This is a genomic window from Streptomyces sp. NPDC017448, assembly GCF_044330565.1.
Classification (GTDB): domain Bacteria; phylum Actinomycetota; class Actinomycetes; order Streptomycetales; family Streptomycetaceae; genus Streptomyces.
Genome location: NZ_JBIRLM010000001.1, coordinates 308,782 through 322,002, shown reverse-complemented (window position 1 = coordinate 322,002; position 13,221 = coordinate 308,782). Strand labels below are relative to the sequence as shown.

10 protein-coding genes are annotated in these 13,221 nt (G+C 70.6%); all 10 read right to left on the bottom strand.

Annotated elements, in window-relative coordinates; translation table 11 throughout:
• Positions 1–97: 97 nt before the first annotated feature.
• Genes nuoN through nuoE form a run of 10 tightly spaced genes read right to left on the bottom strand, consistent with a single transcriptional unit; the run spans position 98 to position 13,203 of the window.
• The gene (nuoN, locus tag ACH4K1_RS01365; protein ID WP_398085295.1) at positions 98–1,762 is read right to left on the bottom strand and encodes an NADH-quinone oxidoreductase subunit NuoN; all 1,665 of its coding nucleotides are present in this window, start codon (positions 1,760–1,762) and stop codon (positions 98–100) included.
• Entirely contained in the window at positions 1,759–3,330 is a 1,572-nt protein-coding gene (locus ACH4K1_RS01360) for an NADH-quinone oxidoreductase subunit M (RefSeq protein WP_398085292.1), read from the bottom strand. Before ACH4K1_RS01360 ends, nuoN begins: the two co-directional genes overlap by 4 nt.
• A 4-nt stretch (positions 3,331–3,334) precedes the next feature.
• Positions 3,335–5,230: an NADH-quinone oxidoreductase subunit L gene (nuoL, locus tag ACH4K1_RS01355; RefSeq protein ID WP_398085290.1), complete on the bottom strand. Its 1,896-nt coding sequence runs from the start codon at positions 5,228–5,230 to the stop codon at positions 3,335–3,337.
• A gap of 12 nt (positions 5,231–5,242) precedes the next feature.
• Positions 5,243–5,542: an NADH-quinone oxidoreductase subunit NuoK gene (gene nuoK, locus ACH4K1_RS01350; RefSeq protein ID WP_007451729.1), complete on the bottom strand. Its 300-nt coding sequence runs from the start codon at positions 5,540–5,542 to the stop codon at positions 5,243–5,245.
• Positions 5,539–6,408, bottom strand: a complete 870-nt coding sequence (locus ACH4K1_RS01345; RefSeq protein ID WP_228989760.1) for an NADH-quinone oxidoreductase subunit J — start codon at positions 6,406–6,408, stop codon at positions 5,539–5,541. Before ACH4K1_RS01345 ends, nuoK begins: the two co-directional genes overlap by 4 nt.
• Positions 6,405–7,103, bottom strand: a complete 699-nt coding sequence (gene nuoI, locus ACH4K1_RS01340) for an NADH-quinone oxidoreductase subunit NuoI (RefSeq protein WP_398085287.1) — start codon at positions 7,101–7,103, stop codon at positions 6,405–6,407. The genes ACH4K1_RS01345 and nuoI overlap by 4 nt, the downstream gene beginning before the upstream one ends.
• Positions 7,096–8,499, bottom strand: coding sequence for an NADH-quinone oxidoreductase subunit NuoH (gene nuoH, locus ACH4K1_RS01335; protein WP_398085285.1), 1,404 nt, complete (start codon positions 8,497–8,499; stop codon positions 7,096–7,098). Before nuoH ends, nuoI begins: the two co-directional genes overlap by 8 nt.
• Positions 8,496–11,006 carry an NADH-quinone oxidoreductase subunit G gene (locus ACH4K1_RS01330; protein WP_398085282.1) on the bottom strand — a complete coding sequence of 837 codons (2,511 nt, stop codon included), beginning with the start codon at positions 11,004–11,006 and terminating at the stop codon, positions 8,496–8,498. The genes nuoH and ACH4K1_RS01330 overlap by 4 nt, the downstream gene beginning before the upstream one ends.
• Entirely contained in the window at positions 11,003–12,379 is a 1,377-nt protein-coding gene (gene nuoF / locus ACH4K1_RS01325) for an NADH-quinone oxidoreductase subunit NuoF (protein WP_398085280.1), read from the bottom strand. The genes ACH4K1_RS01330 and nuoF overlap by 4 nt, the downstream gene beginning before the upstream one ends.
• Positions 12,379–13,203, bottom strand: a complete 825-nt coding sequence (nuoE, locus tag ACH4K1_RS01320) for an NADH-quinone oxidoreductase subunit NuoE (protein WP_398086541.1) — start codon at positions 13,201–13,203, stop codon at positions 12,379–12,381. The genes nuoF and nuoE overlap by 1 nt, the downstream gene beginning before the upstream one ends.
• Positions 13,204–13,221 lie beyond the last annotated feature (18 nt).

Sequence of the window (13,221 nt, the reverse complement as noted above, 5' to 3'; positions counted from 1 at the left end):
GCGGAGGGAACGACAACGCCGGACGGTCTGTGGATATCCGACCGTCCGGCGCTGCTGACACTCGTACCGCGGGCCTACCGCGGGCGTCCCGCGCGGGTTACCGCACGAAGACCCCCGCCTGGCTCGCCAGGTCCAGGAAGTACTGCGGGGCCAGCCCCAGCACCAGGGTGACGGCGACGCCGACCGCGATCGTCGTCATGGTCAGCGGGGACGGGACGGCGACCGTGGGGCCGTCCGCCTTCGGCTCGCTGAAGAACATGAGGACGATCACGCGGATGTAGAAGAACGCCGCGACGGCCGAGGAGACCACACCGACGACGACCAGCGCCCCGGCCCCGCCCTCGGCGGCCGCCTTGAACACCGCGAACTTGCCCGAGAACCCGGAGGTCAGCGGGATGCCCGCGAAGGCCAGCAGGAACACCGCGAAGACCGCCGCGACCAGCGGCGAGCGGCGGCCGAGCCCGGCCCACTTCGACAGGTGGGTGGCCTCGCCGCCGGCGTCCCGCACCAGGGTGACGACGGCGAACGCGCCGACCGTCACGAAGGAGTAGGCCAGCAGGTAGAAGAGGACCGAGGAGATGCCCTCCGGGTTGGCCGCGATGACGCCCGCGAGGATGAAGCCCGCGTGTGCGATCGAGGAGTAGGCCAGCAGCCGCTTGATGTCGGTCTGGGTGATCGCGACGATCGCACCGGCCAGCATGGTGACGATGGCCACCGCCCACATGACCGGCCGCAGGTCCCAGGTGAGGCCCGGCAGCGCCACGTACAGCAGGCGCAGCAGCGCGCCGAACGCGGCGACCTTGGTGGCGGCGGCCATGAAGCCGGTGACCGGGGTCGGGGCGCCCTGGTACACGTCCGGGGTCCACATGTGGAACGGAACGGCGCCGACCTTGAAGAGCAGACCGGTCAGGATCATCGCGCCGCCGATGAGCAGCAGCGCGTCGTTGCCCATGGTGTCGGCGAGGGCCGGGTCGATCTCCAGGACCGAGCCGTCGACGACGTTGGCGATCTCGGCGTACGACAGGGAGCCCGCGTAGCCGTAGAGGAGGGCGATCCCGAAGAGCAGGAACGCCGAGGAGAACGCGCCGAGGAGGAAGTACTTCACGGCCGCCTCCTGCGACATCAGCCGCTTGCGGCGGGCGACGGCGCACAGGAGGTAGAGCGGGAGCGAGAAGACCTCCAGCGCGATGAAGAGGGTCAGCAGGTCGTTGGCGGCCGGGAAGACCAGCAGCCCCGCCACCGAGAACAGCAGGAGCGGGAAGACCTCGGTGGTGGTGAACCCGGCCCGCACCGCGGCCTTCTCGCCCTCGCCGCCGGGTACGGCCCCGGGCTGGGCGGCGAACGAGTCGACGCGGTTGCCGTCGCTGCCGGGGTCGAGCCGGCGTTCGGCGAAGGTGAACACCGCCACCATGGCGACCAGGAGGATGGTGCCCTGGAGGAACAGGGTGGGGCCGTCGATCGCGATGGCCCCCATGGCCGCGATCTGCGCCTTCGTGGTGCCGTACCCCCCGGCGGCGAGGCCGACGATCGCGGCGAACGCGGCGGCGACCGCCACCACGCTCAGGAAGAGCTGGGAGTGGTAGCGGGCCCGGCGCGGCACGAAGGCCTCCACCAGGATGCCCAGGACGGCCGCGACCACGATGATCAGGACCGGCATGAGCTGGGTGTACTCGATCTTCGGCATGGTGAACGAGTCGCCCGGCGCCGCCGATGTCACCCCGCTCGCCGTCGTCCACAGATTGTGGACAGCTGTTGCGCTCACTTGGCGGCCTCCACCTCGGGCTGGGGGTCCTTCTTCTGTACGTCGGACATGGTGTGCTCCACCGCCGGGTTGACGACCTCGGTGAGCGGCTTCGGGAAGACGCCGAGGAAGATCAGCACGGCGATCAGCGGCACCGCGACCGCCAGCTCACGGGCCCTGAGGTCCGGCATGGACCGGACCGACTCCTGGACCGGGCCGGTCATCGTGCGCTGGTAGAGCACCAGGACGTAGAGCGCGGCGAGCACGATGCCGGAGGTGGCGACCACACCGGCCACCGGGTAGGCGCTGAACGTGCCGACCAGGACCAGGAACTCGCTGACGAACGGGGCGAGTCCGGGCAGCGACAGGGTGGCGAGCCCGCCGATGAGGAACGTCCCGGCCAGCACGGGGGCGACCTTCTGCACCCCGCCGTAGTCCGCGATGAGCCGCGAGCCGCGCCGGGTGATGAGGAAGCCGGCGACCAGCAGCAGCGCGGCCGTGGAGAGGCCGTGGTTGACCATGTAGAGCGTGGCGCCCGACTGGCCCTGGCTGGTCATCGCGAAGATGCCCAGGATGATGAAGCCGAAGTGGGAGATCGAGGCGTAGGCGATGAGCCGCTTGATGTCGCGCTGGCCGACCGCCAGGAGCGCCCCGTACACGATGGAGATCAGCGCCAGGGTGATGACCACCGGCGTCGCCCACTTGCTGGCCTCCGGGAAGAGCCCCAGGCAGAAGCGGAGCATCGCGAAGGTGCCGACCTTGTCGACGATCGCGGTGATCAGCACGGCGACCGGGGCGGTCGCCTCGCCCATCGCGTTGGGCAGCCAGGTGTGCAGCGGCCACAGCGGGGCCTTCACCGCGAAGGCGAAGAAGAACCCGAGGAACAGCCACCGCTCGGTGCTGGTCGCCATCTCCAGGGAGCCGTCGGCGCGGGCCGCCGCGATCTCGGAGAGCGAGAAGCTGCCCGCGACCACGTAGAGGCCGATGACGGCGGCCAGCATGATCAGCCCGCCGGCCAGGTTGTAGAGGAGGAACTTGACCGCCGCGTACGAGCGCTGGGTGGCGGCGCTCTCGTCGGTGCCCGCGTGGGCCCGGTCGCCGAAGCCGCCGATGAGGAAGTACATCGGGATGAGCATGGCTTCGAAGAGGATGTAGAAGAGGAAGACATCGGTGGCGACGAACGACAGGACCACCATGGCCTCGACCATGAGGATCAGGGCGAAGAAGCCCTGCGTCGGACGCCAGCGCGTGGACTTCGTTTCGTGGGGGTCGGCGTCGTGCCAGGCGGCGACGATGACGAACGGGATCAGCAGCGCGGTGAGGCCGAGGAGCGCCACCCCGATGCCGTCCACACCCAGTTCGTAGCGGACGCCGAAGTCCGCGATCCAGGCGCGGGACTCGGTGAGCTGGTAGCGGTCGCCGCCCGGTTCGAAGCGGAGGAAGACGACGGCCGCCAGGACGAGCGTGCCGAGCGAGAAGAGCAGCGCGAGCCATTTGGCCGCGGTGCGCCGCGCGGCGGGGACGGCGGCGGTGGCGATCGCGCCGATCGCCGGGAGTGCCGCCGTCGCCGTCAGGAGGGGAAAGGACATGGGATCAGACCGCCCTCATCAGCAGGGTCGCGGCGATGACGACCGCCGTACCGCCGAACATCGAGACCGCGTAGGTGCGGGCGTAGCCGTTCTGGAGCTTGCGCATCCGTCCGGAGAGCCCGCCGACCGAAGCGGCCGTGCCGTTGACGACGCCGTCGACCAGGGAGTGGTCCACGTAGACCAGCGAGCGGGTGAGGTGCTCGCCGCCGCGGACCAGGACCACGTGGTTGAAGTCGTCCTGGAGGAGATCGCGGCGGGCGGCCCGGGTGAGGACCGAACCGCGCGGGGCCACCACCGGGACCGGCTTGCGGCCGTACATCGCCCAGGCGATCCCGACGCCGACGACCAGGGCCACGACGGTGGCTCCGGTGACGGTGGCCGCGCTCAGCGGGGAGTGCCCGTGGTCGTAGCCGGTGACCGGCTTCAGCCAGGTGATGAACCGGTCCCCGATCGCGAAGAACCCGCCCGCGAAGACCGAGCCGAAGGCCAGCACGATCATGGGGATCGTCATCGACTTCGGGGACTCGTGCGGGTGCGGCTCGCGGCCCTCGGCATCCGGCTGCCACCGCTTCTCGCCGAAGAACGTCATCAGCATCACGCGCGTCATGTAGAACGCGGTGATCGCGGCGCCCAGGAGGGCCACGGAGCCGAGGATCCAGCCCTCGGCGCCGCCCTTGGCGAAGGCCGCCTCGATGATCTTGTCCTTGGAGAAGAAGCCGGACAGGCCGGGGAAGCCGATGATGGCCAGGTAGCCGAGGCCGAAGGTGACGAAGGTGACCGGCATGTATGTCCGCAGGCCGCCGTACCTGCGCATGTCGACCTCGTCGTTCATGCCGTGCATGACGGAGCCCGCGCCGAGGAAGAGCCCGGCCTTGAAGAAGCCGTGCGTCACCAGGTGCATGATCGCGAAGATGTAGCCGATGGGGCCGAGGCCCGCGGCCAGGATCATGTAGCCGATCTGCGACATCGTCGAACCGGCGAGCGCCTTCTTGATGTCGTCCTTCGCGCAACCGACGATCGCACCGAAGATCAGCGTGACCGCGCCGACGATGACGACGACCAGCTGGGCGTCCGGGGCGGCGTTGAAGATCGCGCCGGAGCGGACGATGAGGTAGACGCCGGCGGTGACCATGGTCGCGGCGTGGATGAGGGCGGAGACCGGGGTCGGGCCCTCCATCGCGTCGCCGAGCCAGGACTGCAGCGGCACCTGGGCCGACTTGCCGCAGGCGGCCAGCAGCAGCATCAGCCCGATGGCCGTCAGCTTGCCCTGGCCCGTCTCGCCCGCCGACTCCAGCACCGGCCCGAAGGCGAAGGTGCCGAAGGTGGTGAACATCAGCATGATGGCGATCGACAGGCCGACGTCACCGACCCGGTTGACCAGGAACGCCTTCTTCGCGGCGGTGGCCGCGGAGGGCTTGTGCTGCCAGAAGCCGATGAGCAGGAACGACGCCAGACCGACGCCCTCCCACCCGACGTACAGCAGCAGGTAGTTGTCGGCGATGACCAGGATGAGCATCGCCGCGAGGAACAGGTTCAGATAGCCGAAGAAGCGGCGCCTGCGCTCGTCGTGCTCCATGTAACCGATGGAGTAGATGTGGATCAGCGTGCCCACACCGGTGATGAGCAGGACGAACGTCATCGACAACTGGTCGAGCTGGAAGGCGATGTCGGCCTGGAAGCCCTCCACCGGAATCCAGCTGAACAGGTGCTGGTGCAGGGCCCGGTCCTCGGCGCCCTTCCCCAGCATGTCGGTGAAGAGGATCAATCCGACGACGAACGAGGCGGCGGCGAGGGCGGTACCGAGCCAGTGGCCGGTCCGGTCCAGCCGGCGGCCGCCGCAGAGCAGGACCGCCGCTCCGAGCAGGGGCGCCGCGACGAGCAGCGCAATCAGGTTCTCCACGTTTCCGACCCCTTACAGCTTCATCAGGCTGGCGTCGTCGACCGAGGCCGAGTGGCGGGAGCGGAACAGCGACACGATGATCGCGAGTCCGACGACGACTTCCGCCGCGGCGACGACCATCGTGAAGAACGCGACGATCTGCCCGTCGAGGTTGCCGTGCATCCGGGAGAACGTGACGAGCGCCAGGTTGCAGGCGTTGAGCATCAGCTCGACGCACATGAACACCACGATCGCGTTCCGCCGGATCAGCACCCCGGAGGCGCCGATCGCGAACAGCAGGGCCGCGAGGTAGAGGTAGTTGACCGGGTTCACTGGGCGGCCTCCGAATTCTCCGCCGCGGAGGCGGGGCCGGCCCCGCGCGCCACGGCGTCCGCGTCCTCGCGTCCGAGCCGCTCCCCGGAGCGCTGCTCCAGGGCCTTGAGGTCGGCGAGGGCTTCCCGCGAGACGTCGCGGACCTGGCCGCGCTCCCGCAGCGTCTGCATGACGGTCAGCTCGGACGGCGTGCCGTCGGGGAGCAGGCCGGGGATGTCCACCGCGTTGTGCCGGGCGTAGACGCCGGGGGCGGGGAGCGGCGGAAGGTGCTTGCCCTCGCGGACCCGCTGCTCGGCCAACTCCCGCTGGGTCTTGGCCCGTTCGGTGCGCTCGCGGTGGGTGAGCACCATCGCGCCGACCGTGGCGGTGATCAGCAGGGCGCCGGTGATCTCGAAGGCGAAGACGTACTTGGAGAAGATGAGGTTGGCCAGCCCCTCGACGTTGCCCCCGTGCCGGGCGTTGGCGGCACCCAGCCCGTTGAAGGTGGAGAGCGAGGCGTGGCCGATGCCGCCGATCAGCAGGGTGCCGAACCCGAGGGCGCACCCGAGGGCCATCCAGCGCTGCCCCTTCAGGGTCTCCTTGAGGGAGTCCGCCGCGGTGACGCCGACGAGCATGACGACGAAGAGGAACAGCATCATGATCGCGCCGGTGTAGACGACGATCTGGACGACGCCCAGGAAGTACGCCCCGTTGGCGAGGTAGAACACCGCGAGGACGATCATGGTGCCGGCGAGCGAGAGCGCGCTGTGCACGGCCCTCTTCAGCAGGACCGTGGAGAGTGCGCCGATCACGGCGACGGTGCCCAGGATCCAGAACTGGACCGCCTCGCCGGTGGAGGTGGCGGTGGCTGCGGCCAGCGCGTTCACGCGTCCACCCCCTTGCCGGGGCGGGTGGCGTCGGCGGCCCGGGTGGAGTCGAGGGGGTCCTCGTCGAGCTTGTCCTGCTCGCCCTGGGAGACGGCCGGCTGGGGGACCGTGCCGGGGGCGGCCTCGGTGACCAGACCCCGGTAGTAGTCCTGTTCGTCCATGCCGGGGTAGATCGCGTGCGGGCTGTCGACCATGCCTTCCTCCAGCCCCGCGAGCAGCTCGTCCTTGGTGTAGATGAGGCTCTCGCGGGTGGTGTTGGCCAGCTCGAACTCGTTCGTCATCGTCAGCGCGCGGGTGGGGCACGCCTCGATGCACAGCCCGCACAGGATGCAGCGCGCGTAGTTGATCTGGTAGACGCGTCCGTAGCGCTCGCCCGGGGAGTAGCGCTCCTCCTCGGTGTTGTCCGCGCCCTCCACGTAGATCGCGTCGGCGGGGCAGGCCCAGGCGCACAGCTCGCAGCCGACGCACTTCTCCAGACCGTCCGGGTGGCGGTTGAGCTGGTGGCGGCCGTGGAAGCGGGGCGCCGTCACCTTCGGCGTCTCCGGATACTGCTCGGTGAGCCGCTTCTTGAACATGGCCTTGAAGGTCACGCCGAAGCCGGCCACGGGGTTCTGGAACTTCTCCCCCGACCCCTCCGCCCGGCCCGAGGACCCAGCGGCTCCCGATGAGCCCGTGAGCTCTGGTTTCTCAGACACCGCCGGCCTCCTTTCCGTCACTCGCGTTTCCGTCACTCTGAGTATCCGGCCCGCCACTGACAACGAGCTCCCGCTCGCGCCGCGGAGTGCGCCGGGGCACCGGCGGCAGGGTCTGGCCGGGCAGCGGAGGCACCGGGAACCCGCCCGCCATCGGGTCGAAGGCGGGCTCCGGGCCGGCCGCCTCGGTCTCGGCCCGGTTCTTCCGGTCGCGGAACATGTCGACGACGAAGGAGATCAGCAGGATCGCGATCACGGCCGCCCCGACGTACAGCACGATCCGGGAGAAGTCGTAGCCCTCGTTGCGCAGCGCGCGGACGGTGGCGACGAGCATCAGCCAGACCACGGAGACCGGGATGAGGACCTTCCAGCCGAGCTTCATCAGCTGGTCGTAGCGGACCCGCGGCAGGGTGCCGCGCAGCCAGATGAAGAAGAACAGCAGCAGCTGGACCTTGAGGACGAACCAGAGCATCGGCCACCAGCCCTGGTTCGCGCCCTCCCAGAAGGTGCTGACCGGGTACGGGGCCCGCCAACCGCCGAGGAAGAGGGTCACGGAGACCGCGGAGACGGTGACCATGTTGACGTACTCGGCGAGCATGAACATCGCGAACTTGATCGAGGAGTACTCGGTGTTGAACCCGCCGACGAGGTCGCCCTCGGACTCCGGCATGTCGAACGGCGCGCGGTTCGTCTCCCCGACCATCGTGATGATGTAGATGATGAAGGAGACCGGCAGCAGGACGACGAACCAGCGGTCCGCCTGCGCCTCCACGATCGCCGAGGTCGACATCGACCCGGAGTAGAGGAAGACGGAGGCGAACGCGGCGCCCATCGCGATCTCGTAGCTGATCATCTGGGCGCAGGAGCGCAGACCGCCGAGGAGCGGGTACGTCGATCCGGAGGACCAGCCCGCCAGGACGAGCCCGTAGATGCCGACCGAGGCGACCGCGAGGATGTAGAGCATCGCGATCGGCAGGTCGGTGAGCTGCATCGTCGTACGGTGGCCGAAGATCGACACCTGGTTGTCGGCGGGGCCGAACGGGATGACCGCGATCGCCATGAACGCCGGGATCGCCGCGACGATCGGCGCCAGGACGTAGACGACCTTGTCGGCCCGCTTGACGATGACGTCTTCCTTCAGCATCAGCTTGATGCCGTCGGCGAGCGACTGGAGCATGCCCCAGGGGCCGTTGCGGTTGGGGCCGATGCGCAGCTGCATCCAGGCGACGACCTTGCGCTCCCACACGATGGAGAACAGCACGGTCACCATCAGGAACGCGAAGCAGAAGACCGCCTTGACGACCACCAGCCACCAGGGGTCGGTGCCGAACATCGAAAGATCCTCGGCGGCGAGGACGACGCCCTCGGGCGCCGTCGTGAGTGCGGCGAGGCCAGTCACGCTCGTACCTCCGATGGTTCGACGGGAGCGCCGGGTGCGGCGGCCGGGCCGATCCGCACCAGGCCGCCCGGGGTCACGCCGGTGTCGGCGGGGATGCCGCGTCCCACCGAGTTCAGCGGCACCCAGACCACCCGGTCCGGCATGTCGGTGACGGCGAGGGGGAGTTCGACGGTCCCGGCCGGTCCGGTGACCGCGAGCAGGTCGCCGTCCCCGACGCCGCTCTCGGCGGCGGTGGCCGGCGACAGCCGGGCGACGGCCGCGTGCCGGGTTCCGGCGAGGGCGGTGTCGCCCTCCTGGAGCCGGCCGAGGTCGAGCAGCATGCGGTGGCCCGCGAGGACGGCCTCGCCGTCGCCGGGGCGGGGCAGCGGGCGCGCGCCCTCGCGCGGGTCGTCGGCGCGGCCGCCCTCCCAGCCGCCGAGCCGGTCCAGCTCGCGGCGGGCGGAGGCCAGGTCCGGCAGGGCGAAGTGCACGTCCATGGCGTCGGCCAGCATGTGCAGCACCCGCAGGTCGGTCGGGGCGAGCGTCCGGGTCAGCTGCTCGGGCTTGAGCGCCGCCTCGAACATCCGGGCCCGGCCCTCCCAGTTGAGGAAGGTGCCGGACTTCTCCGCGACGGCGGCGACCGGGAAGACCACGTCCGCGCGGGCGGTGACCGCGCTCGGCCGCAGCTCCAGGGAGACCAGGAAGCCGACCTCGTCCAGCGCCCGCAGGGCCCGGTCCGGGTCGGGCAGGTCCTCGACGCCGACCCCGGCGACGAGCAGCGCGCCCAGTTCGCCGGTGGCCGCGGCCTCGACGATCTGGCCGGTGTCGCGGCCGTGGCGGGAGGGCAGTTCGGCCAGCCGCCACAGCGCCGCGATCTCGTCGCGGGCCCGCGGGTCGGTGGCCGGACGGCCGCCGGGCAGCAGCGTGGGCAGGGCGCCCGCCTCGATCGCGCCCCGGTCGCCCGCCCGGCGCGGAATCCACACCAGGCGTGCGCCGGTGGCGGCGGCGGTACGGATCGCGGCGGACAGGGCGCCGGGCACGCCGGCCAGCCGCTCGCCGACGATGATCAGGGAGTGCTCGGCGCGGAGCGCCTCGGCCGCCGCGGCCCCGTCGGCCTCCAGGCCGACGCCGCCCGCGAGCGCGTCGAGCCATTCGGTCTCGGTGCCGGGTGCGGCCGGCAGCAGGGTGCCGCCCGCCTTCACCAGGCCCCGGGTGGCGTGCGAGGCGAGCGCGAACGTCTTCTGGCCGCCCTTGCGGTGGGCCTTGCGCAGCCGGAGGAAGACGCCGGGGGCCTCCTCCTCGGACTCGAACCCGACGAGGAGGACCGCGGGGGCCTTCTCCAGCGCGGTGTACGTGACGCCCTCGCCGTCCAGGTCCCGGCCGCGTCCGGCGACCCGGGCGGCCAGGAAGTCGGCCTCCTCCGCGCTGTGGACCCGGGAGCGGAAGTCGATGTCGTTGGTGTCGAGGGCGACGCGGGCGAACTTGCTGTACGCGTAGGCGTCCTCGACGGTGAGCCGGCCGCCGGTCAGGACGCCGGTACGGCCGCGGGCGGCGAGGAGTCCGGCCGCGGCGGCTTCCAGGGCCTCGGGCCAGCTCGCCGGTTCCAGCGCGCCCTCGGCGTTGCGGACGAGCGGGGTGGTGAGGCGGTCGCGCTGCTGGGCGTAGCGGAAGCCGAACCTCCCCTTGTCGCAGATCCACTCCTCGTTGACCTCGGGCTCGTTGGCCGCGAGGCGGCGGACGACCTTGCCGCGCCGGTGGTCGGTGCGGGTGGCGCAGCCGCCCGAGCACTGCTCGCAGACCGAGGGGGTGGAGACCAGGTCGAAGGGGCGGGAGCGGAACCGGTACGCCGCCGAGGTGAGCGCGCCGACCGGGCAGATCTGGATGGTGTTGCCGGAGAAGTACGACTGGAAGGGGTCGCCCTCGCCGGTGCCGACCTGCTGGAGCGCCCCGCGCTCGATCAGCTCGATCATCGGGTCGCCGGCCACCTGGTTGGAGAACCGGGTGCAGCGCGCGCAGAGCACGCACCGTTCGCGGTCCAGGAGGACCTGGGTGGAGATCGGGACGGGCTTCTGGAAGGTCCGCTTCTTCCCGTCGAACCGGGAGTCGGCGTCGCCGTGCGACATCGCCTGGTTCTGGAGCGGGCACTCGCCGCCCTTGTCGCAGACGGGGCAGTCCAGCGGGTGGTTGATCAGCAGCAGCTCCATCACCCCCTTCTGCGCCTTCTCGGCGACGGGGGAGGTGATCTGCGACTTGACGACCATGCCGTCGGTGCAGGTGATGGTGCAGGAGGCCATCGGCTTGCGCTGGCCCTCGACCTCGACGATGCACTGGCGGCAGGCGCCGGCGGGGTCGAGGAGCGGGTGGTCGCAGAAGCGCGGGATCTCGATGCCGAGGAGTTCGGCGGCGCGGATGACCAGGGTCCCCTTGGGGACGCTGATCTCGATGCCGTCGATGGTCAGCGTGACCAGGTCCTCGGGCGGGATGGCCGCCTCGCCGCCCCCGGAGGGCGCACTCGTGGTGACTGTCATGCGTTCACCCCCCGGTGAGCGTTCTTGCCGTCGGTGTTCTTGTCGTCGGCCCAGGCCGTGGACCGGGCGGGGTCGAAGGGGCAGCCCTTGCCGGTGATGTGCTGCTCGTACTCCTCGCGGAAGTACTTCAGCGAGGAGAAGATCGGCGAGGCCGCGCCGTCGCCGAGCGCGCAGAACGACTTGCCGTTGATGTTGTCGGCGATGTCGTTGAGCTTGTCGAGGTCGGCCATCTCGCCCTTGCCGGCCTCGATGTCGCGGAGCAGTTGGACGAGCCAGTACGTGCCTTCGCGGCAGGGCGTGCACTTGCCGCAGGACTCGTGGGCGTAGAACTCGGTCCAGCGGGTGACGGCCCGCACCACGCAGGTCGTCTCGTCGAAGCACTGGAGCGCCTTGGTGCCGAGCATGGAACCGGCGGCTCCGACGCCCTCGTAGTCGAGGGGGACGTCGAGGTGCTCCTCGGTGAACATCGGGGTGGAGGAGCCGCCCGGGGTCCAGAACTTGAGCCGGTGGCCGGCCCGCATGCCGCCGCTCATGTCGAGGAGCTGGCGGAGCGTGATGCCGAGCGGGGCCTCGTACTGGCCGGGGCTGGTGACGTGGCCGCTGAGCGAGTAGAGCGTGAAGCCCGGGGACTTCTCGCTGCCCATCGACTTGAACCAGTCCTTGCCCCTGTTCAGGATCGCGGGAACCGAGGCGATGGACTCGACGTTGTTCACCACGGTGGGGCAGGCGTACAGACCGGCGACCGCGGGGAAGGGCGGACGCAGCCGGGGCTGGCCGCGCCGTCCTTCGAGGGAGTCGAGCAGCGCGGTCTCCTCGCCGCAGATGTAGGCACCGGCGCCCGCGTGGACCGTGAGTTCCAGGTCGAGTCCCGAACCGAGGATGTCCTTCCCCAGGTACCCCGCCTCGTACGCCTCCCGGACCGCCTCGTGCAGCCGTCGCAGTACGGGGACGACCTCGCCCCGCAGGTAGATGAACGCGTGCGAGGAGCGGATCGCGTAGCAGGCGATCACGATGCCCTCGATGAGGCTGTGCGGGTTGGCGAAGAGGAGCGGGATGTCCTTGCAGGTCCCCGGCTCCGACTCGTCGGCGTTGACGACGAGGTAGTGCGGTTTGCCGTCGCCCTGCGGGATGAACTGCCACTTCATCCCGGTGGGGAAGCCGGCGCCGCCGCGTCCGCGCAGACCGGAGTCCTTGACGTACGCGATGAGGTCGTCGGGGTCCATGGCGAGCGCCTTGCGCAGGCCCTCGTACCCCTCGTGGCGGCGGTAGGTCTCCAGGGTCCAGGAGTCGGGCTGGTCCCAGAAGGCGGAGAGCACGGGGGCGAGCAGTTTCTCGGGGCTCGTCCCGTTGTGGATCTCGGCGGCCAAGGTCATCACTCCCCCTCCTCGGCTGCGGGCCCGGCCGGGTGCTCCGGGTCGGAGGCCGAGGTCTGCTGCGGTGCGTCGTGCGAGCTGAGGTGCTCGGACGGCGAAGGGTCGTGCGGCGGGGCGCTCTGGGGCTGCCCGGCGCGCGGGGAGACCACGCGGGCCTTCGGAAGCGCCTCGCCCTTGGCGAGCTTGAGCCCGACGAGGGAGGCGGGGCCCGCGCCGCCGGTCGCCTCGACGGCGCCGGGGCGCTCGTCGGGGAAGCCGGCCAGGATGCGGGCGGTCTCCTTGTAGGAGCAGATCGGCGCGCCCCGGGTGGGCTCCACGGTGCGGCCGGCGATCAGGTCGTCGACGAGCCGCGTGGCGCTCTCGGGCGTCTGGTTGTCGAAGAACTCCCAGTTGACCATCACGACGGGCGCGAAGTCGCAGGCGGCGTTGCACTCGATGTGTTCGAGGGTGACCTTGCCGTCCTCGGTGGTCTCGTTGTTGCCGACCCCGAGGTGTTCCTTGAGCGTGTCGAAGATGGCGTCGCCGCCCATGACCGCGCAGAGCGTGTTGGTGCAGACGCCGACCTGGTAGTCGCCGCTCGGCCTGCGCCGGTACATGGTGTAGAAGGTGGCGACGGCGGTGACCTCGGCGGTGGTGAGGCCGAGCGTCTCGGCGCAGAAGGCGATGCCCGTGCGGGAGACGTACCCCTCCTCGGACTGCACGAGGTGCAGCAGCGGCAGGAGGGCGGAGCGGCTGCCGGGGTAGCGGGCCAGCACCTCCTTCGCGTCCGCGTCGAGCCGGGCGCGCACCTCGGCCGGGTAGGGGGTGGCGGGGAGCTGCGGCATCCCCAGACTGACGTCTTG

Excerpts from the sequence above, each read along its gene's own strand:
- ACH4K1_RS01360 (WP_398085292.1), bottom strand. The coding sequence starts at position 3,330 with ATGTCCTTTCCCCTCCTGACGGCGACGGCGGCACTCCCGGCGATCGGC.
- ACH4K1_RS01330 (WP_398085282.1), bottom strand. The coding sequence starts at position 11,006 with ATGACAGTCACCACGAGTGCGCCCTCCGGGGGCGGCGAGGCGGCCATC.
- nuoF (WP_398085280.1), bottom strand. The coding sequence starts at position 12,379 with ATGACCTTGGCCGCCGAGATCCACAACGGGACGAGCCCCGAGAAACTG.
- nuoE (WP_398086541.1), bottom strand. The coding sequence starts at position 13,203 with ATGCCGCAGCTCCCCGCCACCCCCTACCCGGCCGAGGTGCGCGCCCGG.